The 25,006-nt window shown below is 40.5% G+C and carries 26 protein-coding genes, 7 tRNA genes and 1 pseudogene; 8 read left to right on the forward strand and 26 right to left on the reverse strand.

The genetic code is table 11. From position 1 onward, the window contains the following. Nucleotides 1-8: 8 nt before the first annotated feature. The 6 genes from ACGTJS_RS00935 to ACGTJS_RS00960 all read right to left on the reverse strand — a co-directional run bounded on the left by ACGTJS_RS00935 (nucleotide 9) and on the right by ACGTJS_RS00960 (nucleotide 3,229). A tRNA-Met gene (locus ACGTJS_RS00935) sits at nucleotides 9-85 on the reverse strand. A 97-nt stretch (nucleotides 86-182) separates the two neighbouring features. Further along, the gene (nagZ, locus tag ACGTJS_RS00940; RefSeq protein ID WP_410472533.1) at nucleotides 183-1,235 is read right to left on the reverse strand and encodes a beta-N-acetylhexosaminidase; all 1,053 of its coding nucleotides are present in this window, start codon (nucleotides 1,233-1,235) and stop codon (nucleotides 183-185) included. Nucleotides 1,236-1,265: 30 nt separating this feature from the next. Continuing rightward, a complete protein-coding gene (gene queF, locus ACGTJS_RS00945; RefSeq protein WP_410472534.1) occupies nucleotides 1,266-2,120 on the reverse strand; it encodes an NADPH-dependent 7-cyano-7-deazaguanine reductase QueF in 855 nt (284 codons plus the stop codon). Between the two features lie 11 nt (nucleotides 2,121-2,131). Beyond that, nucleotides 2,132-2,755, reverse strand: coding sequence for an RDD family protein (locus ACGTJS_RS00950; RefSeq protein WP_315044238.1), 624 nt, complete (start codon nucleotides 2,753-2,755; stop codon nucleotides 2,132-2,134). Between the two features lie 174 nt (nucleotides 2,756-2,929). After that, a tRNA-Arg gene (locus ACGTJS_RS00955) sits at nucleotides 2,930-3,006 on the reverse strand. 133 nt (nucleotides 3,007-3,139) lie between these two features. After that, nucleotides 3,140-3,229: transfer RNA gene (locus ACGTJS_RS00960), tRNA-Ser, on the reverse strand. A 152-nt stretch (nucleotides 3,230-3,381) separates the two neighbouring features. Between ACGTJS_RS00960 and ACGTJS_RS00965 the strand changes: the two genes are divergently transcribed. Then, complete coding sequence (locus tag ACGTJS_RS00965; protein ID WP_410472535.1) at nucleotides 3,382-4,185, forward strand: hydroxymethylpyrimidine/phosphomethylpyrimidine kinase; 804 nt, start codon at nucleotides 3,382-3,384, stop codon at nucleotides 4,183-4,185. A 12-nt stretch (nucleotides 4,186-4,197) separates the two neighbouring features. Here ACGTJS_RS00965 and ACGTJS_RS00970 read toward each other — a convergent pair whose 3' ends face one another. The 9 genes from ACGTJS_RS00970 to ptsP all read right to left on the reverse strand — a co-directional run bounded on the left by ACGTJS_RS00970 (nucleotide 4,198) and on the right by ptsP (nucleotide 15,373). Further along, on the reverse strand, nucleotides 4,198-4,830 hold the full coding sequence (locus ACGTJS_RS00970) for a YggT family protein (protein ID WP_315044080.1): 633 nt from the start codon (nucleotides 4,828-4,830) through the stop codon (nucleotides 4,198-4,200). Nucleotides 4,831-4,873: 43 nt separating this feature from the next. Further along, nucleotides 4,874-5,698, reverse strand: coding sequence for a pyrroline-5-carboxylate reductase (gene proC, locus ACGTJS_RS00975; protein ID WP_315044083.1), 825 nt, complete (start codon nucleotides 5,696-5,698; stop codon nucleotides 4,874-4,876). A gap of 205 nt (nucleotides 5,699-5,903) precedes the next feature. Then, nucleotides 5,904-6,803, reverse strand: coding sequence for a LysR family transcriptional regulator (locus ACGTJS_RS00980; RefSeq protein ID WP_410472536.1), 900 nt, complete (start codon nucleotides 6,801-6,803; stop codon nucleotides 5,904-5,906). A 193-nt stretch (nucleotides 6,804-6,996) separates the two neighbouring features. Next, entirely contained in the window at nucleotides 6,997-8,733 is a 1,737-nt protein-coding gene (gene dnaX / locus ACGTJS_RS00985) for a DNA polymerase III subunit gamma/tau (protein ID WP_410472537.1), read from the reverse strand. A gap of 129 nt (nucleotides 8,734-8,862) precedes the next feature. Then, complete coding sequence (gene grxD, locus ACGTJS_RS00990) at nucleotides 8,863-9,189, reverse strand: Grx4 family monothiol glutaredoxin (RefSeq protein ID WP_410472538.1); 327 nt, start codon at nucleotides 9,187-9,189, stop codon at nucleotides 8,863-8,865. Nucleotides 9,190-9,250: 61 nt separating this feature from the next. Continuing rightward, on the reverse strand, nucleotides 9,251-9,742 hold the full coding sequence (gene ispF, locus ACGTJS_RS00995) for a 2-C-methyl-D-erythritol 2,4-cyclodiphosphate synthase (protein WP_315043387.1): 492 nt from the start codon (nucleotides 9,740-9,742) through the stop codon (nucleotides 9,251-9,253). 102 nt (nucleotides 9,743-9,844) lie between these two features. After that, nucleotides 9,845-11,554 (reverse strand): fructose-specific PTS transporter subunit EIIC, encoded by a 1,710-nt coding sequence (locus tag ACGTJS_RS01000; protein ID WP_410472539.1) that lies wholly within the window; start codon nucleotides 11,552-11,554, stop codon nucleotides 9,845-9,847. 24 nt (nucleotides 11,555-11,578) lie between these two features. Continuing rightward, on the reverse strand, nucleotides 11,579-12,511 hold the full coding sequence (gene pfkB / locus ACGTJS_RS01005) for a 1-phosphofructokinase (protein ID WP_410472540.1): 933 nt from the start codon (nucleotides 12,509-12,511) through the stop codon (nucleotides 11,579-11,581). Nucleotides 12,512-12,520: 9 nt separating this feature from the next. Next, nucleotides 12,521-15,373 carry a phosphoenolpyruvate--protein phosphotransferase gene (gene ptsP / locus ACGTJS_RS01010; protein ID WP_410472541.1) on the reverse strand — a complete coding sequence of 951 codons (2,853 nt, stop codon included), beginning with the start codon at nucleotides 15,371-15,373 and terminating at the stop codon, nucleotides 12,521-12,523. A gap of 154 nt (nucleotides 15,374-15,527) precedes the next feature. Between ptsP and ACGTJS_RS01015 the strand changes: the two are divergent. Then, nucleotides 15,528-15,737, forward strand: a pseudogene (locus tag ACGTJS_RS01015) (hypothetical protein); the annotation flags it as partial. Nucleotides 15,738-15,781: 44 nt separating this feature from the next. Here ACGTJS_RS01015 and queG read toward each other — a convergent pair. Both queG and ACGTJS_RS01025 read right to left on the reverse strand, forming a co-directional pair. Next, nucleotides 15,782-16,912 carry a tRNA epoxyqueuosine(34) reductase QueG gene (queG, locus tag ACGTJS_RS01020; RefSeq protein WP_410472542.1) on the reverse strand — a complete coding sequence of 377 codons (1,131 nt, stop codon included), beginning with the start codon at nucleotides 16,910-16,912 and terminating at the stop codon, nucleotides 15,782-15,784. Nucleotides 16,913-17,011: 99 nt separating this feature from the next. Next, nucleotides 17,012-17,470 (reverse strand): DUF4124 domain-containing protein, encoded by a 459-nt coding sequence (locus ACGTJS_RS01025; RefSeq protein WP_410472543.1) that lies wholly within the window; start codon nucleotides 17,468-17,470, stop codon nucleotides 17,012-17,014. 180 nt (nucleotides 17,471-17,650) lie between these two features. Between ACGTJS_RS01025 and ACGTJS_RS01030 the strand changes: the two genes are divergently transcribed. Next, nucleotides 17,651-18,010: a transposase gene (locus tag ACGTJS_RS01030; protein ID WP_315043398.1), complete on the forward strand. Its 360-nt coding sequence runs from the start codon at nucleotides 17,651-17,653 to the stop codon at nucleotides 18,008-18,010. Nucleotides 18,011-18,064: 54 nt separating this feature from the next. Here the strand turns inward: ACGTJS_RS01030 and ACGTJS_RS01035 are convergent. The 3 genes from ACGTJS_RS01035 to ACGTJS_RS01045 all read right to left on the reverse strand — a co-directional run bounded on the left by ACGTJS_RS01035 (nucleotide 18,065) and on the right by ACGTJS_RS01045 (nucleotide 19,119). Further along, a tRNA-Asp gene (locus ACGTJS_RS01035) sits at nucleotides 18,065-18,141 on the reverse strand. A 98-nt stretch (nucleotides 18,142-18,239) separates the two neighbouring features. Next, entirely contained in the window at nucleotides 18,240-18,677 is a 438-nt protein-coding gene (locus ACGTJS_RS01040) for an HlyD family efflux transporter periplasmic adaptor subunit (protein WP_410472544.1), read from the reverse strand. A gap of 1 nt (nucleotide 18,678) precedes the next feature. Then, nucleotides 18,679-19,119: an ATP-binding cassette domain-containing protein gene (locus ACGTJS_RS01045; protein ID WP_410472545.1), complete on the reverse strand. Its 441-nt coding sequence runs from the start codon at nucleotides 19,117-19,119 to the stop codon at nucleotides 18,679-18,681. Between ACGTJS_RS01045 and ACGTJS_RS01050 the strand changes: the two genes are divergently transcribed. Together ACGTJS_RS01050 and ACGTJS_RS01055 are read left to right on the forward strand one after the other, a co-directional pair. Further along, nucleotides 19,079-19,597, forward strand: coding sequence for an IS630 family transposase (locus ACGTJS_RS01050; RefSeq protein ID WP_410472546.1), 519 nt, complete (start codon nucleotides 19,079-19,081; stop codon nucleotides 19,595-19,597). The two genes, ACGTJS_RS01045 and ACGTJS_RS01050, sit on opposite strands and share 41 nt — an antisense overlap. Nucleotides 19,598-19,852: 255 nt before the next feature. Then, a complete protein-coding gene (locus tag ACGTJS_RS01055; RefSeq protein WP_410472547.1) occupies nucleotides 19,853-20,566 on the forward strand; it encodes a hypothetical protein in 714 nt (237 codons plus the stop codon). 79 nt (nucleotides 20,567-20,645) lie between these two features. Here the strand turns inward: ACGTJS_RS01055 and ACGTJS_RS01060 are convergent. From ACGTJS_RS01060 to ACGTJS_RS01075, 4 genes are all read right to left on the reverse strand, one after another. Further along, nucleotides 20,646-20,721: transfer RNA gene (locus ACGTJS_RS01060), tRNA-Val, on the reverse strand. A 349-nt stretch (nucleotides 20,722-21,070) separates the two neighbouring features. Next, entirely contained in the window at nucleotides 21,071-22,228 is a 1,158-nt protein-coding gene (locus ACGTJS_RS01065) for an RNA-guided endonuclease InsQ/TnpB family protein (RefSeq protein ID WP_410472548.1), read from the reverse strand. A gap of 1 nt (nucleotide 22,229) precedes the next feature. After that, nucleotides 22,230-22,367: a MerR family transcriptional regulator gene (locus ACGTJS_RS01070; protein ID WP_410471903.1), complete on the reverse strand. Its 138-nt coding sequence runs from the start codon at nucleotides 22,365-22,367 to the stop codon at nucleotides 22,230-22,232. Nucleotides 22,368-22,431: 64 nt separating this feature from the next. Further along, complete coding sequence (locus ACGTJS_RS01075) at nucleotides 22,432-22,947, reverse strand: acyl-CoA thioesterase (protein ID WP_410472549.1); 516 nt, start codon at nucleotides 22,945-22,947, stop codon at nucleotides 22,432-22,434. Between the two features lie 221 nt (nucleotides 22,948-23,168). On the opposite strand from ACGTJS_RS01075, the gene ACGTJS_RS01080 reads away from it, so the two are divergent. From ACGTJS_RS01080 to ACGTJS_RS01090, 3 genes are all read left to right on the forward strand, one after another. Then, a tRNA-Asn gene (locus tag ACGTJS_RS01080) sits at nucleotides 23,169-23,244 on the forward strand. Between the two features lie 174 nt (nucleotides 23,245-23,418). After that, nucleotides 23,419-23,494, forward strand: a tRNA-Asn gene (locus ACGTJS_RS01085). Between the two features lie 97 nt (nucleotides 23,495-23,591). Beyond that, nucleotides 23,592-24,080 (forward strand): hypothetical protein, encoded by a 489-nt coding sequence (locus ACGTJS_RS01090; protein ID WP_410472550.1) that lies wholly within the window; start codon nucleotides 23,592-23,594, stop codon nucleotides 24,078-24,080. Nucleotides 24,081-24,147: 67 nt separating this feature from the next. Here the strand turns inward: ACGTJS_RS01090 and ACGTJS_RS01095 are convergent, their stop codons facing one another. Both ACGTJS_RS01095 and ACGTJS_RS01100 read right to left on the reverse strand, forming a co-directional pair. Next, a complete protein-coding gene (locus ACGTJS_RS01095) occupies nucleotides 24,148-24,633 on the reverse strand; it encodes an FKBP-type peptidyl-prolyl cis-trans isomerase (protein ID WP_410472551.1) in 486 nt (161 codons plus the stop codon). A 98-nt stretch (nucleotides 24,634-24,731) separates the two neighbouring features. Continuing rightward, on the reverse strand, nucleotides 24,732-24,983 hold the full coding sequence (locus ACGTJS_RS01100) for a hypothetical protein (RefSeq protein WP_410472552.1): 252 nt from the start codon (nucleotides 24,981-24,983) through the stop codon (nucleotides 24,732-24,734). Between the last annotated feature and the right edge of the window lie 23 nt (nucleotides 24,984-25,006).

Genomic DNA, 25,006 nt, shown 5'->3' on the forward strand with positions numbered 1-25,006 from the left:
TAAATAATTGGTAGCGGGGGCTGGATTTGAACCAACGACCTTCGGGTTATGAGCCCGACGAGCTACCAGACTGCTCCACCCCGCAACAACTTAGGTAAATTATTATATGGATTTTTAATACCATTGTCAAATACTTTTTTAAAATATTTGCAAAAAACTTGGATTTATTTCAAATTAAGCTTTTAAGCAAAAAATTGTTGATTAATTTTTTGTTGCAACGCTTGCCAATTTTCGTGAAGGTTTGCCGTTTGGCTTAAATCATTTTGCCAAGCATGAAAATCTGCTTTCATGTTTGCCAATCGCTGACTGCTTTTTTCATTACAAAGTTCTGGATTTTTTTGCAATTTTTCCAACGCAATCAATGCCGAATCCCTGTCATTACATACCAAGCCCATATCACAGCCTGCCGTCAAAGCCGATTTGATACGCTCGCCTGCATCACCTGCGACATGGGCGGCTTTCATCGATAAATCATCAGAAAATAACACGCCATCAAAACCTAACTTTTGTCTAATAATTTGTTGAATCCAAATCGGTGAAAATCCCGCAGGTTTATCATCAACTTTATTAAAAATGACATGGGCGGGCATCAACGCATCAAGCAAGGTAAAATTTTTGATAAAAGGTTGCATATCATATTGATAAATCTCGTCAAAAGTCCGCTCATCAACCGCATCGGCAACGTGCGAGTCAGGGGCGACTGAGCCATGCCCTGGAAAATGCTTACCTGTGGTCGCCATGCCTGCTGATTTCATGCCACGCATAAATTCTGCCGACAACGCCGTAATCGCCGTTGGGTGCTGATGAAACGCCCTATCGCCAATCACCGCACTCACGCCATTCACGTCTAGCACAGGGGCAAAGCTAAAATCCACGCCCACCGCCAACACTTCGCTTGCCATGACGTAACCACAGGCAAAAGCCAACTCAAGTGCAAAAATCGGCTCACACTCAAACACTTCGCCAAGTTTGCCCATTGGCGGTAGTGGCGAAAAGCCTTGCCGAAAGCGAGCGACACGACCGCCTTCTTGGTCTACGGCAATCAAAATGTTCGGTTTAACCGCTCGGATACTGTCGGTAAGTTCTCGCACTTGCTGTGGTGTGGCGACATTACGAGCGAATAGGATAACGCCACCGACTTGGGGCTGTTTGATAAGTTCTTGGTCGGCTTGTGTGAGTTCTGTGCCTGCTACGTCAAGCATTAATTGACCGATTTTTGTTGAATTATTTTTCATTTTTTATCCTAATATTTTTATTATTACAAATCATTGGCGGTTTAATCGTGTTGGGCTTGGCAAAAGCGATAAATCACTGACACGACACGGATTAATATCAATGCCACCACGTCTAGTGTACCACGCTCGCACCATCAGACTTTTTGGGGTAAATTTTTCGGTCAAATCACTAAAAATCTGCTCCACGCATTGCTCGTGAAAGCCGTTATGCTGACGGAAAGTCAAAATATACTCAAGCAAACCTGCTGTATCAATTGGCTGACTGTCAATGGCAATCTCAAGCGTTCCCCAATCTGGCTGATTGGTAACTGGGCAATTTGAGCGAAGTAGGTGCGAATGAAACACTTGTAATTTAGTTTCGCCATTTTCGTTTAACAACGCTAAACTTGCGTTATTCACATCATCAACAATCGCAATTTTTTTATTAGAATTATCTAACGCATTATCAATACAAATGCCGTTCGGCTCGGCAAGTGGCAAGCTGTTCGCATTTTTAACATCAAAAATCGCCATTTTTACATTGGCTTTTAAGCAATTTGACAAATCGGTTTCTATCGTTTTTTGCAAATCTTGCACGCTGTCAAATTCGGTAAAATTTAGGCTGTTAAAATACAGCTTTAACGACTTTGATTCCACGATAAATAAAGAAGTCGCAGGAATGGTAAGGCGTGCCATTGCCACTTGTGAAATGCCGTTTTTATTGAGCCACGAGAGTTCAAAAACGTGCCAAAAGTCTGTGCCAAGACTTAATTTTTCATTTGATAGGCTAAGTTTATCTCGCCCCAACGCTCGTGGAATAGGGTATAAAATCTCTGGGCTGTAGGTTTTTGGGTAAGTGGTGGATTGCCCCAAAATACTATTTTCAGGTGTGTGAATTGTATTCATGAAAATTCCTATTATTTTTTACGAAAAGACGCAAACAAGCCTTCATGCTCAATTTTTGGCATTTTTAGCGTAACCGTATCCGACAGCATATCATGCACCGCAATGCCCTGCTTGTTCACCCACGCAAACCAATAATTAAACAAAAACCCCACAAAACCGCTAAATAACACCGCCCCACGACTACCATGCAACACACTGCCCAAAATCGCACACACCGTAGGCAACAGACACGCCGACAACACTCTCTTGACAACCTGTCCCCAGCTTAACAACGAACCATCACGATGAATCGTCTTTAAACGCCACGTCTGCATACCAAGCGTCTGACCAGATTTTCGCAAAAACACACCATAAAAACCAATCAAAGTCAAAACAAAAGACGGCGTTAAAACCAAATGCTGATACCATTTTGGCAATTCGGTCGCTTGCTGTGAAGTCGTACCAATAGGCAACAACAAATGCGTGCCAAGCACCACCAACAACATGGTAATAAAAAACAACAACGCCAAAATTAACATACCATCATACAACATAGCGACCAGTCTAAGGCTAGGTTTTGCGACCATAGGTTGTTCATTGGCGATTTTGGGCTGATAATCGGTGGTGGATTTGGTTTTTTTGGTGGATTTTGTCATGCGATTGATATTGGATAAACAAAGAAAGGAGAATTTTAACGCAAAAACGCAAAAAGCTAAACCTTTATTTTTGATTGGGTGATGAAAATATTTTGGGTTAGGTTATACAAAACAACCAAATTTTAGGCATAAAAAAATCGCCTAAACATGGTTTGGCGATAATTTTTGTTTTAGTGGCGCGCCCGGAGAGATTCGAACTCCCGACCCTCAAGTTCGTAGCCTGATGCTCTATCCAACTGAGCTACGGGCGCTTTACTAAAAGTAACTTTAAAATCATTTTTTATATCGTTTTAAAGTGAGGCGTATTATAAAGATGTTTTTTTATATTGTCAAGCATTTTTATTATTTTTTTTAAAAAATTTTTAAAACACTTAAAATAAAAAATGGCGGTGACGGAGGGATTCGAACCCTCGATACAGTTTCCCGTATGCAGCCTTAGCAGGGCTGTGGTTTCAGCCACTCACCCACGTCACCAAGCATTTTATAATACGAACGATTTATTTCAAATCGTTGTGGGACGGCATTATAGCAGAGTTGCACAAAAAAGCAAGACTTTTTTTAAAATTTATGCAAAAATATCCTTGTTATTTTTCATTAACCCATTTTGAACAAACAAGGATAAAAAAATGCGACCAACTGTTTTATGTTTTTCTGGGCTTGACCCTTCTGGTGGTGCAGGTTTGCAAGCGGATATTGAGGCGATTGGGCAGGCAGGTGCATTTGCCAGTGTTGCTTGTACAGCGATTACGGTGCAAAGCTCGCAACAAGTTTTTGGTTTTGAGGCGTGTTCAGCAGATTTGGTTAAAGCACAAGCGATGGCGGTGTTAAATGATTTGCCTGTGAAAGCGATAAAATCAGGTATGCTTGGCACGACCGATAATATTGAGATGTTAAGTGCGTTGTTTGCCGATGGCATGATTGCAAAAGGCACGCCGTATGTGCTTGACCCTGTGTTGGTGGCAAATAGTGGTGGTTCGCTGGGCGACAAGGCGACTTTGGTCGGTGCGTTTACTAAATTATTGCCTTATGCCAGTATCGTTACGCCAAATAGTCATGAATTGCGGGATTTGACAGGGATTGATGACTTGCATTTGGGGGCAAAACAGCTTTGTCAACAAGGGGCAAAAGCAGTTTTGGTAAAAACATCGCACGACAGCCAAGCACAAGGCATTGAGCAGTTTTTATATGTGAATGATGACAATAATGTTCGCCTAAGTTATACGGCGATTTTGCCAAGATTAACAGGGGAATATCACGGTTCGGGTTGTAGTTTGGCAAGTTTTATCGCTGGACGATTGGCATTGGGCAACAGCTTGCCTCAAGCGGTGCAGATGGCAGATATTTGGATAAATCAGGTGTTAAAAGTGGCGGATATCCCCCACCCTAACAACCCAACTGCTCAAAAAATTCCAAAACGCTTCTTTTATTAATTTTTTAAAAAATTACAATTTTATCAAATAGATACCCAACGTTTGGATAATGGTTTCTAATAAAATAATTAAGAAAAACCCAATCATCGGTGCTAAGTCAAACATACCCACTGGCGGAATGATTTTGCGAAAAGGTGCGATGATGGGTTCGCTTAAGTTGCCTAACAATGCCAACGCTGGGTGCAATTTGTCGCTAAAAAATACAATCCAACTGATAACAAATGATGCCATGATAAGCAGTTGGCTTAGGCGTAAAAAGTCCAAAACCAGCGTAATTCCTGCCACAAAAAACAACATATAAGGCGAAAAATAGCGGTTTAAATAGTCAATCATCGCCATGTTGTATTCGGTGCTGTTAAAAAATCCGATATATTGGCTATCAATTTTCATGATGTCCAACACGCCCCAAATAAAAATCAAACGGAGCAAAAACAACAACGCCACCGCCGACAAACTCACCCTACCACCGCCAACGGTCGGAAAAATGCGAGCAAACACATCAACAACTTGGGTGAGCTGATACAAAAAAGTGACTTGCGGTTCTTTACGTTCTATGCCTGTAAACTGCACCATAAAACGCAAAAAAATCAACAACATCGCACAGCCAACGACAATATCAAAAATACCTGAAATGATAGGTGTCATGCAGTTATTTTACCTTTTTTATTTATTATGAATAAATTATCAATTAATTTTTACTTAATTCAATAGAGCGATTTACGCACGCTTGCATGGCTTTTTCTACAATTTCGCCAAATTGATTGTCATCAAATACACAAATAGCACTGTGGGTTGTGCCGTTTGGCGATGTAACTTTTTGGCGTAATACGGCTGGGCTGTCTTGGCTTTCTAGTGCCATTTTTGCTGAGCCTAAAGCGGTTTGAATGGCCAGGTTTTTGGCTTGTTCTTCGGTTAAACCAAAATTTTGTCCAGCTTTTATCATGCTTTCAAACATATAAAAAAAGTAAGCAGGGGCAGAACCTGAAACGGCAGTAACAGCGTGCAATAGTTCTTCGTTTTCTACCCACAATACCAAGCCTGATGCCGATAAAACTTGGGTTGCCAATGCTTTGTCATCTGGTGGCAATTTGGAAAATACGCCTGTCGCTCCTTGTTGAATCATCGCAGGCGTGTTTGGCATGGCTCGCACCAGTCGCACATTGTTGCCTAACAAACTTTCTAAGCGAGCCAACGGCACACCTGCCAAGATAGAAATCACCAATTGGCTGTCCCACACGTCCGCAAATGGCGTTAGCACATCGGCGACCACTTGCGGTTTGATTGCCAAAATCACAATATCGGATTTGGCGAGATGTTGCTTGTTTTGTTCAAGATTGTCCGCATTCAGGGCATTGACACCTTTGCCGGCAAAATTTTGTAATTTTTGCGTATCTGGGTCAATCACGCTGATTAAACTGGCAGTTAAACCTTTTGCCAAAAGCCCTGTTATCAAGGCTTCTGCCATATTACCACCACCGATAAACGTGATGGTTTTTGAAAAATTGCTGAGCATGGTGTGTCCTTTTTTTTCAATATTTTTTGTCAAATTACAGCTGTCTAGTTTAACATAAAAGCCATCACTTCACAAAAACCAATTCGTTGTGTTTATTTTTCAGCAAAATTCTTTAAATGAATTTTTTAAAATAATTGGCAACAAAAAAGCGGATAACTGGTATCCGCTTTTAATAAAATCAACTAATAAAATTAACAAAAGTTTATTAGTTTTTTTCAAAATATTTGGTCAAAACTTCTAAGCAACGCACAACTTTTGTTGTCTGTTGTTCACGGCGTGGCGTTACTGCATACAGCATATAGGTTGGTAAATGATAAGTTGGCAATACTTCAACCAATTCACCACTAGCAAGTTCTTTTTGGATATCCAATGACAAGATACGAGCCACGCCTTGGCCTTCTTTTGCCAACGTTATTGCAAGTTGCACGTTGTTGGTTTGGATACGGCTTGGCATTTTGACACGCACTTTTTTGCCAGTTTCTACGCTGGTTAGCTCTACTTGCGCTGGGTCTTTTACCAAAGTAATTCCAATCATTTGTAAATTTACCAAATCTTTTGGCTCAACGATTTTGGCATGTTGGCGTAAATAATGTGGTGATGCCACAAGCATTGGACGCACTTCGCTCAATGGGTGTACTGACACGCTGTTGTCATTGGTATTTGGCGACATACGCACAGCGATATCAATACGCTCTTCAATCATGTCAATGTACTGATTGTCCGCTTCAAAATGAATATTTAAATCATCATGGGCTGACATCCACGTTGATAACGCAGGCAAAACGTGCTGAACGCCTAGCTCTGGCGTGGTGGCGATACGTAGATTGCCCGCCAACTCATCACGCAACTGGTGCACACGGATACGACCTTGCTCGGCTGCTTCTACCACGTCTTTGGCACTTTCGTAAAAACTTGCACCCGCCTCGGTTAAGCTTAATTTACGGGTTGAACGGTGTAGCAACACCACGCCCATATCTTGCTCAAGTGAGCGGATTTGTTGGCTTACCGCACTGGTTGTAATACCAAGCTCTTTGGCTGCACCGCTAAAAGACCCATGACGGACAACACTGGCAAATACTGCCATGCCTCTTAAATTGTCTAACATATTTATTTACCTAACTCTATACTAAGGGAAATATATTATATAATACTTTTTTATTAATTTAAATAATCTTAACTCATTTTTTTTATAAAACCTGAATTTTTATTGTACTCATTAGTCAATTTTTCTAAAGAACATTGTTATTAAAAACTTTTTTATTGTTGTTGTTTTTATATTATTTATTAATATTAACCAATCAAAGTAATTTTACTAAATTAATACTGGCGTGTTGTTGTAAGAGTAATTGCATAATCGGCTGTGCAGTAATTTGGTCGGTGGCGGTTTGTAATGCCATTGCTTCTCTGTTTTTTTGTAATTGCTCTGGGATTTGTTGTTTTAAATCAGGCAGTTGCGTTACGTTATTGTTAAATTTAACGTCAATGCCTTGAAAATGCTGTTTTAATTTTTTGCAAAAATTTTGAAAAGCCACACCTGTACTCAAAATGTCTTCATCACCAAAAAATTCACTTGCACCGTTGATTTGACCTGTCATCATGCCCAGTTTGGCAAGTACGATTTCGTCTGTGTCTAGCCAATGATTTTGGCGAGCCAAATACACCCAATAATCCCATTTTTGGGCTGTCCATTCGCCTGTGAGTTGTTGCGGTTGTGGGACGAGCAGTTGCTGAACCGATGTTGGGTTTGGCGAAACATTTTCAACATTTTCAACATTTTCAACATTTTCAACATTTTCAACATTTTCAACATTTTCAACATTTTCAACATTTTCAACATTTTCAACATTTTCAACATTTTCAACATTTTCAATATTTGTTGGTTCAACTGGTTCAACTGGTTCAGTTGATTGATAGTCGGTTGCAACTGGATTTTGAACAAGTTGCTGACGATTGAGCGGTTTAAATGCCAACAATCTTAACAAACACATTTCTAAACTTTGTAAAGGCGTATTGGCAAGGGCGATATTTTCACGGCTTTTGATAACGATTTCATAATAAAGCTGTAATAATTCGCTCGGCAAATGTTGGGCTAATTGCTGAAGTTCGGCAGTTTGTTGCTGGTTTAAGCCCAAATCCACATCAGGCACGCATTGCAACATGGCAACTTGGTGCAATACGTCCGCCAGTCTGTCAAAAACTGCTTTGGCATCAACGACTTGCTGTCGCATACGCCCAATGGATTGGGCAAGGGCTTGGGTGTTTTGGCTAAAAATTTGTTCAATCAATGCCACCACATCGGCTTGGTCAATCAATCCTAGCATTTGGCGAATGGTGTCATCGCTGATATGTCCGTTGCCAAAGGCGATGGCTTGGTCGGTCAAGGATAAGGCATCACGCACCGAACCTTTGGCACTGCTGGCAAGTTGCCATAACGCATCGGTCTGAAAATCAATGTTTTCTTTGTTTAAAATTTGGCTCAAATAATCGGCAAGTTGGGCTTGCGGAATGGGACGAAGCACAAACTGCAAACAGCGTGAAATGATGGTAATTGGCAGTTTTTGTGGGTCGGTGGTGGCAAGCAAAAATTTGACGTGTTCGGGCGGTTCTTCCAATGTTTTTAACAAAGCATTAAAGCTATGCGTGGATAACATATGCACTTCGTCAATCAAATAAACCTTGTAACGCCCTTGCGTTGGGGCGTATGGCACGTTGTCCAGTAGCTCTCGGGTGTCTTCCACTTTGGTACGAGAAGCAGCATCAATCTCAATCAAATCAATAAATCGCCCTGCGTCAATCGCTTGGCAAGTGTCGCACACACCGCAAGGCGTACTTGTGATACCTGTTTCACAGTTTAGGCATTTTGCCAAAATACGGGCTATCGTGGTTTTGCCCACGCCACGAGTACCTGTGAACAAATAGGCGTGGTGCAATCGCTCATTGTTAATCGCATTGATTAACGCTGTGGCGACGTGATCTTGTCCTAACAGTTCGTGAAAGTTTTTTGGACGGTATTTGCGTGCTAAGACTTGATACATAAGGCTTGATGTCGGATAAACGTCTAAATAATCAAAGGGAATAACAAATTAAATAAGGTACAACTTATCATCGTACCTTATTCATAAAAAATTTGATAATTTTTTTAAAAGATTTAAACTTTAAAAAAATTAAATCGCTTCGCTATTGGCTTCAATCAATGGTTGCAATTCGCCATCTTGGTACATTTGGGTGATGATGTCGCTACCGCCGATTAGCTCGCCTTTTACCCACAGTTGTGGAAAAGTTGGCCAGTTGGCGATGGTTGGCAAAGTGGCACGGATTTCTGGATTTTCCAAAATATTTACAAACGCAAATGGGCGACCAATTTGGGTTAAAACTTCAACCGCACGAGCAGAAAAACCACATTGTGGAAATTGTGGTGTGCCTTTCATATACAGTAGTACGCTGTGATTGGCGATTTGTTCACGAATGGTTTGTTCAATATCATTTGACATAATAGTTACCTTTTTAGGGTGATGAATTTTTGATGTTTAAACCTGCATATTATACGCTATTTTAACTATTTTTGGCAATCAATACCACACAACTTGCCGTAATGCCTTCTTGACGACCTGTAAAACCCAGTTTTTCGGTGGTGGTGGCTTTGACGCTGATTTGGTTTTTTTCACAACCAATCACTTGGCTAATGCTTTCTTGCATGGCTTCACGATATGGCAAAAGTTTTGGGCGTTCTGCCATGACGGTGATGTCAGCATTAACAAGGCTGTAGCCGTGCGATTTGACAATATCATACACCTGTTTTAATAACAAACGGGAATCCACACCGCTAAATCGCTCATCGGTATCAGGAAACAATTGTCCAATATCGCCCAATGCCAACGCCCCAAGTAAGGCATCACAAAAAGCGTGCAACACCACATCACCATCAGAGTGTGCCAATAGACTATGCGTGTGCGGAATTTTCACACCGCCTAAGGTAACAAATTGTTCAATTTCGCCAGTATTTACAAAAGCATGAACATCAATGCCTTGACCGATTCTTATCATTTTTTTGCCTTTTCAAATGTTTTATCAAGTTGATTTTGCCAAATTTTAACACAAAAAAGTGGCTTGTGTTATCACAAACCACTGTGTTTTTTTGGGATTTTGTTAAACAGGTTGGGCGATGGTTGCCATTTTTGGTTTCATCACGGCATACATCACGCCTGTAATCACGCTACCGACCGCAATGGCGACAAGGTATAACAAGGGTTTGTTAATCGCATTTGGAATTAACAACACAAACACACCGCCATGTGGGGCCGCTAACGTCATGTTCATTAAACCGACCAAACCGCCCGTTACTGCACCGCCAATGATACAGCTTGGCAAAACACGGCTTGGGTCGTTGGCAGGAAATGGAATCGCCCCTTCAGAAATAAAGCACAAGCCCAATACCACAGAGGCTTTGCCTGCATTTTGTTCATCGGTGTTAAATTTATTTTTTGCCAACAAAGTCGCCAATCCCATGCCAATCGCAGGTACCATACCGCCTGCCATCGCTGCTGCAATCGGAAATTGGTTCGGATTATCCAAGGTCAATAAACCGACCGAAAAGGTATAAGCCGCTTTATTAATCGGACCGCCCATATCCACGCACATCATCGCACCCAACACCGCACCGAGCAATACCAAGTTGCCTGTACCTAGATTGGTCAAAAAGTTTTCCATCGCTTTTAACAAGACTGCCACAGGTTCGCCGACCACATAAAACATCAACAGACCAATCGCCAACGAGCTTAATAATGGAATGATTAAAATCGGTTTTAGGGCTTCTAAAGTTTGTGGTAACTGTAGTTTTTTGGCTAAAAATAAGGCAATATAACCTGCCAAAAAGCCCGACACAATCGCCCCTAAAAAGCCCGCACCAAGCTGTGAAGCCAGCAAACCACCGACCAAACCTGCCGCAAGCCCTGCACGGTCAGCGATAGAATACGCAATATAACCTGACAAAATCGGAATCATCAAGGTAAATGCCGCTTTACCTGTCTGCATTAACACCGCAGCAAGACTGCCTTCTTGTTCAAACGCCTTAATCCCAAACACAAAAGACATGGCAATCAGCAAACCACCCGCCACCACAATCGGCAACATAAATGACACACCCGTCATCAAATGTTTATAAAAACCTGTTTTCTCGGTTTTATTGGTGCTGGCTTTGGCAGTGGTCGCACCTGCACCGCCATGAACGACCGCTTGAGTGATGGCATTTTCAAAGGTTTGTTTGGTTTGTTTGAGTGCCTGACCTGTGGACGTGCGGTATAATTTTTTGCCAACAAAACGGTCGGCATTGACTTCAATATCGGTCGCCAAAATCACAAAATCGGCATTGGCAATTTCATCATCGGTCAAAATATTTTTTGCCCCAACTGAGCCTTGCGTTTCAATTTTGACTTGATAACCCAGCTCTTTGCCAATATTTTCCAAGGCTTCTGCTGACATAAAAGTGTGAGCCACGCCAGTGGGACAGGCTGTAATACCGACAAATGATAACGGTTTTTGGTTGTTACTGGTAACATGGGTTGCAATTGGGCTAATGCCTTGATTTAACACCGCTTCATAGGCATTGCCTTGGTGCAAATTATCGGCATTGACAAGGGTGGTTTTATCGGCAAATGTTGATAAAGACTGCACATTGACATCACCGACAACAGCGACACGCTCGGTAGTTGTCGCAAACGCATTGTCCAAAGTTGCAAGCTGACTGTCGTCAAGCAGTTGGCTTTCCACGTTTTTTTGTTTGGCATCAAAGGCGATTTTTTTAGCAAGCACCAAAGCCTTAACATCTTGCTTTGGATAAATAATTAATAATTTATTCATAAATTTATTCCAATTTAGTATTTTTTAAATAATTTGAATTTGGCTTGATAATTCGGTTAATCGCTGTTGATTTGCCACATCAAAACCGATAATCGTAACCGCATGGCTTGCCATTGCCACCGCCTGCGTCAAAATTTGACGCTCGTCATCAAGGCTTAACAGCCCATGCACCATGCCAGCGACCAGCGTATCCCCTGCCCCAACGGTGCTTTTGACGGTAACTTTTGGCGATGTTGCGGTGATGGTTTGTTGGGTTGGCGAGCGTTTGAGCCAATGCACACCTTTTTCGCCCATAGAAATAACGATGTGTTCAATTTTACTGTTAAGTTTTTGAAATAATTGAATTTGTTCATCAAGCGTTTGACACGCCACACCAAAACTTTCGGCTAATTCATCGGTGTTGGGTTTGATTAAAAATGGATTGTGTTTGATGGCGATTTTTAGGGCTTCACCACTGGTGTCTATGGCAAGTTTTGGATTTTTTTGTTGAATATTTACCATCAAATTGGCAAAATCGTCCAAACTAAAGCCTTGTGGCAAACTGCCTGACATCACGATAAAATCATGCTGTTTTGCCAAATTGTCAATTTTTGTCAAAAGTTCGGCTTTGGCACGTTCATCAACCAAAAAACCTTTGCCATTGATATCAGTCATTTGTCCGTTATTTTCGGCAATTTTGATATTTTGGCGAGTTTCACCTGCCACATAAACAAATTGATTGTCAAAATTTAGTTGAGAAAACTTATCATCAAAACTTTGGCGGTTTTGTTGTCCCAAAAAGCCTGTTACGGTAATGTCATGTCCCAATTGTGCCAAAATACTGGCGACATTGATGCCCTTGCCCGCAGGGTGCGTTTGGCTATTTGCCACACGATTGACCGCACCAACTTTGAGCGTGTCAAGGCTCAAAGTGATGTCAATCGCTGGGTTTAAGGTGATACATAAAATCTTTGCCATATCGCCCCCTTATGCGGTCAAAGCACGCACTGCTGCGGCGGTATCGCAGCCAAGGGCTTTGATTGCCAATTGTTTACAATCGCTTAAAGTTAAACTGCGAATTTGCATTTTTGCCAACGCAATTTGACTTGATGAAATGCTTAACTCATCAACGCCAAGCCCTAGCAAAATTGGAATGGCTTGGCGGTCAGCCCCCAATTCGCCACACACGCCGACCCATTTGCCATATTTGTGGGCGGATTTGACGGTGGTGTCAATTAGCTGTAGCACGCTTGGGTGCAAGCCGTCCGCCTCACGAGATAGCACAGGGTGTCCACGGTCAATCGCCATCGCATATTGGGTCAAATCGTTCGTGCCAATGCTAAAAAAGTCCACCAATGGGGCAAATTTTTCTGCCATAATTGCCGAACTTGGTACTTCAATCATCATGCCGACTTGCAATTTGTTGTGCGGATTTTCAGCTAATACTTCGTCCAAAATTTCACGAGCTTTTTGCCACTCTTCTACACGCCCAATCATCGGAAACATAATGCGTAAATCTTGGTCTGGCGATGATTGTTTTGACGCTTGGATTAAAGCGGTAAGTTGTTGTTTAAAAATTTCAGGTTTTCGCAAGGTCAAACGCACGCCACGCACGCCCAAAAACGGATTTTCTTCGGCTTTCATCGCCACATAAGGCAAAGGCTTATCACCGCCCACATCAAGCGTTCGCACCACCACAGGGCGATGTGCCATCGCATCAAAGACCTTTTTGTAATCGTTAATTTGGGTTTGGATATCAGGCATTTGGCTATGTTTCATAAACACAAGCTCAGTTCGCAGTAGCCCAACGCCTTCTGCACCGCCTGCCACCGCACTTTCAGCATTATTGACATCGCCTAGATTTGCCATCACATGAACTTGGTGATTATCCAGCGTGATTGCAGGAATTTGGCAAGTTTGTAGGGCTTTAGTTTGTTCTAATTGTTGGCGTTCTTGCTCCAGACTGGCCTGTTCTAACAAATTATCGGTTGGATTAATGACAAATTCGCCAGTCGCACCGTTGATTAACACAGGCGTTTTTTGGGCAATCTCTAACACTTGCTCACCTGCCCCCACAATCGCAGGAATACTCAAAGCACGAGCCACAATCGCACTGTGTGAACTTGCCCCACCGACTGCGGTCAAAATCCCCGACACATAGCGATTATCAAGGCGTGCCACATCAGACGGCATTAAGTCATGCTTAATTAAGATGTAAGGCTCGTTGGGTAATTCTGCCAAAGTTTCGCCACACAACACTGCAAGCACCTTATCACCGACATCACGCAAATCCATCGCTCGCTCTGCTAATAGCTTGTTATCAAGGCTTTCTTGGATTTTTGCTGTTTTTTCCACATGGCTGTGCCAAGCGTTTTCTGCCGTCATATTTTTTTGCAAATTGACAAATACTTGATTAAACAATTCGCTATCGTCCAACAATGCCAAATGAGCAGTAAAAATTTGGCGAATTTCTTTGCTACTTGCGGTGTCAATCAGTTGTTGCAAACTTTGTTTAACCGTCAAAACCGCCTGTTCCAATCGCTGTTTTTCTTGGCTAGGATTTTGGCTTATTAACGCATAATCGTACTTTTTATCACGCATAACAAACGCATTGCCAACCGCCAAACCGCGAGAAGCAGGAATACCTTTGTTTTCTTCGTTTTGGCTAAAAGGGTCAATCCATTCATCGGCTAAGTTGTCCGCAACTGTGTTCGGTTTACTTTCGTTAATCGGCTCAATGGTTTCGCCAAGACCTTCTCGCACCGCCAAAATCACGCTGTCCAAAGCCGTTTCGCTGTCAGTATTTGGCTCGGCAATAAAGGTCAAAGTCTGCCCACGCACCGCCCCAAGCGATAACAATTGGGTCAAACTTTTTGCCGACACAAAATTGATTTCATCAAGCGATACTTTGATATCGCCTGTTAATGCTTTGGTTAAACGCACAAGCTCGGTGGCAGGACGTGCGTGCAAACCGTGATGGTTTAGCACAACCACCGATTTTTTTATCCAATCAGGCACAGTTTCGGCATGAATGGCTTGGGCGATTTCTCGGCTATTGTTGGTATTTGTCAAAGACGTTTGGAATAACACATCTAACAAATTTGACAACTTTTGTTGGTCTAATTTGTCATTACTGGCGATTAATACCAAAGTATCCATTTTTTTATCATTAAAATCAACCAGTTGATGATTTTTTACAATCGCCACCGCAGGGGTGAAAACGCTCGTTTCACCGACCACCGCCCAAGTATTGTCTTGTAAAAAAATGGCTTTATCACTGTGCAAATTGGTTAAAAAACCAGCACCAACAAGGCTTTGGGATTTTAACAATTGATAACCTTGATACGCCAATTCGTCCAAATCGTCCGCATGGATATCGGTTTTGATTAAACTTTCGTGCAACAACAAACTGTCAGGCGTGGCGTTCAAAATCGCCAAAATCTCGTCTGCAGTGATGGCTTTGGCGATTTTTTGTTCAACATCGTCATTTAGGGCTTTGGTAAGCATTTGTAACACTTGCAAATGCTCGTCTGACTTGGCAGAAATCGCCACTGCCAAATGCACCACATTGCCATTACCCCAATCCACGCCTTGCGGAAAATGTGCCAATCGCACACCTGTTTGCAAAATTTTATCACGAGAAGCAGGCGTGCCATGCGGAATGGCGATACCTTGTCCTAGATAGGTAGAGCTTTGGGCTTCACGGTCTTGCAAGCCTTGCAAATAGCCGTCTTGGGTTAAATGGTCTTTTATCAAAATATCGGCTAACAGTCTTAAGGCGTGTTGTTTGTCGGTTGCCGACTGGTTTAAATAGATGTGTTGGGGTTCTAGGACAAACATAAGTTTCCCTTTTTAAAAAGAATGAAAAAAATAACGAAAATGTGGCTAATTTTAACATATTATTACAATAAAATTCGTTATTTTTTTAATAGACCTCTTTCCAAACCAACAAACAAAACTGATATAATACCAACTTTATCAACCAAAACCACAAAAAAATGACACCCGAACAACTCATAAGTTATCATCACAACGTGTGTTAAATGAGCATGTTATTGGTAAAATCAAACGTTTTAAAATATTATCTTGTCGTTATCGTAATCGCAGAAAACGTTTTGGATTAAGGGTCAATCTGATTTCTGCGATTTATAATTTTGAGTTAAGGTGGTTTGGAAAGAGGTCTATTACAGTTTTAACTATATGAAAAACTAATGCAAAAATTGTTTGGTACAACGTCTTAATTGTTTGTTAAGTTTTTTTGTTTAACTGATGTAACGCCCAATCAATATGTTCTTGCGTATTTTCACTCAAGGTTGGGCGTTTTTCAATTAATTTATCAACAATTTCTTGGCTAAATTCTGCATTACCCAACGCCACCGCAATATTTCGCATAAAATTGTCATAACCTGCACGCCGTAGTGGTGAACCTTCTGACTTTTTTAAAAAAGTTGGCTCGTCCCACGCCCACAAATCTAACAAACTTGCCGTATCCAACTCATGACGTGGATTAAAATCATCAATTACCGTTAATTTGGCAAATTTATTCCAAGGACACACTAGCTGACAATCATCACAACCAAAAATTTTATTGCCCATTTTGGCACGCAACTCCACAGGAATTGCACCGTCCAATTCAATCGTCAAATACGAAATACACAGCCGAGCATCCACATCATGCTCACCGACAATCGCTTGTGTCGGACAAATATCAATACACGCCACACAGCTACCACAATGCGACTGCACAGGCGAATCGGCAGGCAAAGGCAAACTGGTAAAAAGCTCACCCAACACAAAAAAAGAACCTGATTGTTTATTAATTAACAAAGTATGCTTGCCTGTCCAGCCAAGCCCTGCTTGCTCCGCTAACGGACGTTCAAAAATCGGTGCAGAATCGCTAAACGGACGAAACACAAAATCATCAGCAAACTGTGGGAAATCCTTTTTTAACTTGTCGTGAATGCGATTGGCAAGCGTTTTTAAACGTTGTCGCATGGTTTTGTGATAATCTCGCCCACGAGCATAACGAGCGATAATCGCATGATTGGGACGGTCATTATCAGGAATAGCACGCTTTGGCGGTGGCTCTACCAGATAGTTTAAGCGTACACTGATAATGCTTTTTGTGCCTTCCACAAGCAAGGCAGGACTGGCTCGTTTATCATGATTGTCATAAAAAAAGTGCATATTGCCGTTTTTTTCATCGGCAAGCCAACGTTTCAATTTTTCTAATTGTTTGGGGAAAATTGGATTATCTGGGTGAACGATACCACAATCGGCAAATCCTAAATCTAACACTTGTTCTTTTATCCAACTTTTTAATTTAATTAAATCATCTTGTTGAGAGTTGGTATCAATTGGATAAATAGGAATTTGCATAAAATGATAAAAGGGGGAAAAGACAAATAAAAACTAGCAAATAAGACAAAACTTATCTGCCAGTTTATTTTAAGAATTTATTAAAAATAATTGTTAATATTATTTACAATATTGGTTAATCGCTTTTTGGGCTTCTTGGCGTTTTAACTCAATTTCACGGCTATCAAGGTATTTACGCTCACCTTTTGAATCCATTTCGTACAAACGACCGCCTGTATTTAGATTTGCCAAATTATTTTGCAAGGCTTTGCAACGCTCTTGGTCTTGTAGCTGTTGCTGTGCTTTTTGTTGTGCTTCAAGCTCGGCAATGCGTTGTTGCTCTGGGCTAACAGGTGCTTGGGCTGTGGCTTGTCCTGCTGGTATAGCACTGGTTGCTGGCGTTAGCTCACGGCTATTAATAACTTGCACTTTGTTCAAATCCACACCATTGATCGGTGCATATTGGCTGTAGTGTGGCACGCCGTTGCCATCTGTCCATTTGTAGTAAGTGCCAGCGTTTGCAGTGATTGCAACAATTGATAACAATGCTAAATTAAAAACTTTATTAAAGACTTTCATATCAAATCTGCCAAAGGTTAAAAATTGGTTTGGTTTAAATTCGTGTAGATTAACATAACTTAAAAAATAAGGCAAAAAAATATGATAAATGTGTGAAAAAAAAGTTTAAAAAGTGAAAAAAGCAAATTTATGGTTTTATTAAAAAGGCTCTAGACTAGCAACACAACTAAAAAAAAGATTTTGAATCACCCACAAACAGATGAAACCAAACGTACTTATTTTACCCAACAATTACAAGCGTATGAACAAAACAACCGACCTATCATCTATCTGGATGAAAGTGGCTTTAAATCGCATGATTACCGACCTTATGCCTATGCACCCAAAGGTCAAAAATGTTTTGATACACATAATTGGCAACTTAAAAATATGACCAATGCCATTGGAGCAATTCATAACGATCAGTTATTTTCAGTTGGTTTGTATGACTGTAGTATCAATAGCAATATCTTTCATCATTGGGTAAAAACGTTGTTATTACCCGAACTGCCACAAAACAGCGTGATTGTTATGGATAATGCCACTTTCCATAAAGTTTAAACAAAAAAAACCTCAAATCAGGGGAGATTTGAGGCATAAACTTCTGATAAGAAGTGGCGCAGCGGACGGGACTCGAACCCGCGACCCCCGGCGTGACAGGCCGGTATTCTAACCAACTGAACTACCACTGCGTATAGTTGGTTGCTTAAAAGCATGGTGCGTATTATAGCGATTTTTTTTGGGTTGTCAATCAATTTATCTGTTTTTTTAACTTTTTGACAAAGTTTTTTTAACGCTCGCCCATACCTTCTGACAAGGTTTTGGTAATTGGCTTGGTTAAATAATTTAGCACAGTACGCTCTAAGGCTTTGATTTCAACGGTTGCCGTCATACCAGGACGAATGACGATATCTTTGCCACGACCTTGAAATTCCGCACCTTTGATATGCACTTGCACACGATAATATGGCTCTTGTCCTTTTGGCGTTTGCTCCATCAAGGTATTTGGGCTGATATAGCTAACCGTACCATTCATCGCCCCAAAGATTGAGTAGTCATAAGCGTCTAGCTTGACATTGACGTGTTGCCCTTCTTTGACATAGGTGATATCAGCAGGTTTTACTTTGGCTTCTACAATCAAATCACTGCTCGTTGGCAACAGCTCTATGATGGCTTCGCCCAGTTTTACCACGCCACCGATAGTAGTGATTTTAATATTGTTAACCACGCTATCTGTTGAGGCGTTTTTCTTGTAAAACTTGTGAGCGGTCACGCAGTTGTTCTTCTTCTCGCTGATGTTCTAATGCTTTTAGACGGGCTTTTTCTTCATTTTTTTGTAACTGTGCCAACACCGCTTGTTTTGGACCGTCCATGACGATTTGGTTATTTGCCATGATGATAATACGGTCAACTAGATTTAACAACACCATTTTATGCGTATAAACAATCAAGGTTTTGCTGCCTTTTCGTAGTTCTTGGGCGATGACTTGTAAGCATTGTTGCTCTTGAACGTTGTCCATAGAAGCGGTCGGTTCATCAAGTAGCCAAATGGTCAGATTGGTCAATACCAAACGAGTAAAAGTGACCAGTTGTTTTTGTCCGCCTGATAAACCGTAACACCCTTGATGAATGGATAAAACTGTACCAAGAACAAGGTCACACCAAACCAAAACAATTTGCACCAGTGGGCGTAAAACACATTATCAAAGACAGTATTACACTCGCAGTTGGTCGCCTATTGGCAAGCCTTGTTATGCTAAAATTGATGCAAACAAGGGCAAACGTTTAAATATTATTGGAGCAATGCCGTTAAATGATTTTAACATCATCGCTCCTGTTACCTTTGAAGGTGGTTGCAAACGTCTGATAGTTGAAAGTTGGCTACACACATTAGGTCAATCTTTGCCAAAAGATGAAAAAGGTGAGTATCCAAAACGTATTTTGATAATGGATAATGCTAGGTTTCATTATGGTGGCGATTTACAAAAAATTGCTAAGCAGTACAATATTAAGCTGATATATTTACCACCTTACTCGCCTGAACTCAATCCAATTGAACAGTTGTGGGCGGTAATTAAGCAAAAAGTTCGTTTAACTCTAAGCAACTTTAACTCGCTTAAGGATTGTATTGAAAGTTGCTTGGTATAATTAAGTTTTGACTATAGAAAATAATCCCACCCAAAAACCACCAAAATTTTTACCAATGGTTAAATATTTGACATATAAACTAAACACAATCTATCATTTTACTTCTTTTTGATTCCAGTTTTTTGCAAAATTTTTAGCAGAACTTTGACAAATAAATTTTGTAACAAAGCATGATTTTTGATTAACAGGTATAATTTACCATGCTAAAATGACTTCACAAAATTACAACACAAAACTACAAAAAATAGGACATACATGAGCCCACAACAACCAACACCACCAAAAAAAGAACTCAAAAAAGCGTGGTTACTGACCATTATTTTACATTTACTGATTGCCGTTTCGCTTATCAGCTATTGGTATTTTTCTCAAAATAAAAAATCCCAACCAATCCCAACCAATCTACAAACCCAAACTATCGCACCCGAACAAAAACTGCCGCCACTGCTAACCCAAACTGCCAGTGCAACAACCATCATGCCTGCCAGCACAGCAGCGGATACCGTTGTACAAAGCACACCCACAAATCCAGACAATATAGAACGCCCTTTGGCAAACTATATTAACCATGTTAACAACAATCCGCCTGCACAAAAAAACTTAATAGAACAGCATGTCAACGTCGCCCCACCGCCTGTCAACCAAGCCTTGACCAAACGAGACATCGCCCCAAGTGAACGTCAAAAACCAAAACAAGATAACGACACCCAAGAAGTGACCCAGCTCACCGAAGAGCTAGACGAAAATTACGAACAAATCAAAAAACACAACCAACAAAAAATTGATACCAATAATGCCAAAAACTATGGTGAAAACGAACCTGCCTTACTATCAACAACGAATGAAAAACCTGTCAGCCAAACCCACTCATCAGACTATGTGAACATCAAAGAAACCACCAAATTTACCAAGATTGATAATATTGATAAAACTGGCAGCGAACCAAAACCAATGGTGACAACCGAATAACTACCCAAATAACATTGAATGTTGAGCTTAAATTTTAGACATAAAAAAACCTAACTTCACGTTAGGTTTTTTATTATAGTGGTGGGTCGTGACGGATTCGAACCGCCGACATTCTGCGTGTAAGGCAGACGCTCTACCAACTGAGCTAACGACCCCAACAAAAGGAGTAATACATTTTTGTGTTTATAGCGGATAATTATACCAATTTTTTATCAACTGTCAAGCGGTTATTTGGTTAATCTAAAGATTTTTTCCAGTTCTGGCAAGGTTTTTTGCATTTTTTCCACATCACCCACCATCACAGGCATGGCAACTTATAAAAAATCTTGTTGCACTTGTTGCTCTTTTACCAAAATAGACTGCCGTTCCAAAAAACCTACCTAAATCTACCCAAGAGCAAATTTAGCGTTTTCTTCCTACTTCGCCGTTGTTTGCTCTTGTCATTTGACTTAAGACTTACATCAACTCCATAGGCTGACACGGTGGAACTCACCGCCAAAAATATTAGATTGTTAAAACCTTAGTTGCATGATTTAAAATATTCATCGCAGCATTAATGTCTCTGTCGTGGAGTGTTTGACAGTTCGGGCAAGCCCAATTTCTCATTGCTAACGTTAAATCTGCTTTATCCATGATAAAGCCACAACATGAACAGGTTTTACTTGATGGATAAAAGCGGTCTAACTCTTTAATGGTCTTGCCCCATTGGTTCGCTTTATAAATCAGTTGCCTTTTAAATTCGTAAAAACCTAAATCATTAATCGCACGGCTAAGTTTACGGTTTTTTACCATGCCTTTAACGTTTAAGTTTTCAAGACAAATCACATCATAAGACTTAACAAGGCTTGTGGTTAGCTTGTGTAAAAAGTCTTTTCTGATATTGCTGATTTTAAAGTGTAGCCGTGATAGCTTGGTTTTTGCTTTTTCACGGTTTTTAGAGCCTTTTTGTTTTCTTGATAAGCATTTGCTTGCTTTTTTAAGTTTGTTTAGATAGCGTTTTAATGGTTTTGGTGCTTGGATTTTTTCGCCATTTGACAAGGTGGCAAGGTCTGTAATGCCTAAATCAATACCAACTTGTTTGTCTGTTTTGGGTTGTGGTTTGATGATGTCTTGTAATTCAACGGCAACTGATACAAACCATTTTTCGCCTTGTTTAAAGATTTTGGCAGATAGGATTTTGCCTTGTAAACGCAAGTTTTCACGCATTTTAACCCAGCCTAAATTAGGGATTTTTATGCGTTTGCCGTCTATTCTAAATTGGTCATTGGATAGGCTAAATCTGTCATTTACGCCTTTTTTTCTAAATTGTGGGTATTTGCTTTCACCTTTAAAAAAGCGTTTGAATGCGTCTCCTAGTTGCATGATTGCAAGTTGTGGGCTGCATTTGGTTACTTCGAGCATAAAGGGGAATTTTTCACGTTTTATGGCGTTAAGTTGTTTTCTTAATTTGCCTTGTGATGGTTTGTTAAGTTTGGTTTCATCAATTTCTATGCCATTTTTCAAGCATTCATCACGATAAGTTTTATCGGCTTGGTATTGTTTTTGCCAATTATCTAATGCCCAGTTATAGGCAAGACGGGCTACACCGCAAGCCTTTGCAAAGTAGGTTGCTTGTTTATTCGTTGGGTCTAGGGCGATGATGTGTCCACGTATTAGGGTCATTCTAGTACTTATCGTAACGTCTGTGTCCTTTTGGCGTTCTTTGGGCAACAAGCATGCCACTTTTGCCCCATCTACGTAATGTTGAGATAGATACGCCAAGTTGTTTTGATGCTTCGTTGATACTAATTAATTTGTTCATTTGGATATTCTAAGATGGATTTGGTTAGATTTCAAGAAGCAGTTTCAAGCCCTTTTGGTTTGACTTATTTTTTTGAGTCGGTATTGGACAATTCGCTTTGTTTTATGCGATATGCTTTACGCACTTCGGCAGCTTTAAAACGGTTGGCTTGTATTTCTGTTTGGATATCCAAAGTTGGTACAGCTGTCGGTTTGCCATTGTCATCAACCGCAACCATGGTAAAATAGCAACTATTGGTGTGGCGAATGGTACGGTTTTGGATATTTTCGGCATGGACACGAATGCCGATTTCCATAGACGTTTTGCCCACATAATTGACACTTGCCAAAAACGTTACCAACTCACCCACATGAATCGGCTCACGAAAAATCACTTGGTCTACCGACAGCGTAACCACGTGTTTACCGCTAAAACGGCTAGCACAGGCATATGCCACTTGGTCAAGCATTCTTAGCAAATCACCCCCATGCACATTGCCCGTAAAGTTGGCATAGTTAGGTGTCATCAAAATAGACATGGTTAATTCATGCTGAACGGGGACAGCTTGTGGTTTTGAATCAATACGAGATGTGTTTGGCATAGCCCTACCCTTTATATTTTTAAAAAATTTATCAATAAAAAAACGCTTATTATAACATAACTTTTTATTTATGTTAAAATTATAAAAAATTTATGATAAAGATCAAACATTTAGGCTACTTTAAAATTTTTTTTAACAAAAACGCTTGACAGCTGATATTTTTGTGCTAAAATACGCGCCACAAAACGAAATGCTCGTTTAACCAAATTCTACCGCTTTATTCTCCAATAGCTCAGTCGGTAGAGCAATGGACTGTTAATCCATGTGTCCCTGGTTCGAGCCCAGGTTGGAGAGCCATATACAAAAGCCCTTTTCATAAAAAAGGGCTTTTTTGTTGCATTTTTTTCGTCATTTTTTGACAAATTTTTGACAACAAGATTTTTTTGCATTTTTTTGATAATTTTTTAAAAAAAACATTTGACAACGCCATTCAAAATCCGTATTATATGCACCACTTGATTGATTAACCATTCTCCAATAGCTCAGTCGGTAGAGCAATGGACTGTTAATCCATGTGTCCCTGGTTCGAGCCCAGGTTGGAGAGCCAATCAAGCAATATATGATAACCCATTCTTTTGAATGGGTTTTTTTGTGGCTAAATAAATAGTCATCATACAAAATAACCTTTTTTCAAAGTAATCATCATGACCCTAACGCTCTCCCCTGCCCAACAGCAATTTTTAAAATTAAATGATTTGATTGACCCTGTGCGTATCGCAAAACTGGTGGAAGACCAACAAAAAAAACAGTTATCATCTGATGACAAGGCGTATTATGAAAATCTGATTAATGAATTTATCGCTTTGGTAAAATTGCCAAATACCGCACACCTTGCTATGCAAGTGTTACCCGCGTTTAAAATCACGGTGCCTGTGTTGCTTGATGGTATGGCGTATCGTGCGTTGGCAGACAAAGAGCCAAAAAGCTGTTTGTTTGCGTGTTATATGATTGACCAGTCATTGTTACAACGAGATTTAAATCCGTTGTTTAACGTGATTTTGGAATTGGGTACGCCAGAGTTGTGGGTGGAATTGGTAAAAAAAGTAAATAATGCCCCTGCCGATGCGATTGTAGCAAAGGTGTATGCCAGTGATAAAGCGGTGCAAGATTATTGGGAAGAGCATATTTTATAAGCCTTACAAACAAAAAAAGAACGCAATGATACGTTCTTTTTTTATTTTATCAAAATTTTGATAAAAATTAGTGGTGATGACCGCCAGCACCGTGTACATGACCGTGTGCCAATTCTTCGGCAGTCGCTTCACGAATTTCTACGACTTCTACATCAAAATGCAAAGTTTTACCTGCTAGTGGGTGGTTGGCATCAACAATCACGATGTCATCTTGTACATCACGCACAGTTACTAGCATGACATGACCGTCATCAGTTTGTGATTGGAACTGCATACCTGCTTCAATGTTATCCACGCCTTGAAAGTTGGCTTTTGGCACTTCTTGTACATATTCATCGCTGTACTCGCCGTAGGCTTCTTCTGGGGCGATGCTTGTGGTAAATTTGTCGCCTACTTTTTTGTCAAGTAGTTGCTTTTCAAGCCCCGGAATGATATTGCCATAGCCATGTAGGTATGCCAAAGGTTGTCCTTGAGATTGGTCAAGTACGTTGCCTTCGTCATCTTTTAGGGTGTAGTTAAAATATACAACGCTGTCTTTAGCGATAGTTGTCATAGGATTGTTCCTTTTGGGTAAATGGATTTAAAATTGCTTAAACTTATTAATAAGGCTAAAATTTATTTATTCAAGGCTTTGTTTATTTTTGTTAAAAATTAATTTTGTGGTTGGTAAGTTTTACCTGCTTTAAAGTCGGCTTGATGTTCATCATTGCAAAAAAAATGCTCACCGTCCACAATACCACGCCATTCTGCCAAACTGTGTCCGCAGTAGTTACAGTGTCTAGGCGTAAGATTGTCGCCTACTTTGGGTCTATAATAGCCTTTGGGTGGGCGTGGGTACATGAGTTTCATAAACACCCAAGTACAACCGATAATGATAAGCATGACAAAAAATACAGAAAACATGGCAAACCTTATTCAAAAAATTT

This window comes from Faucicola mancuniensis (assembly GCF_046523945.1).
GTDB lineage: Bacteria > Pseudomonadota > Gammaproteobacteria > Pseudomonadales > Moraxellaceae > Faucicola > Faucicola mancuniensis.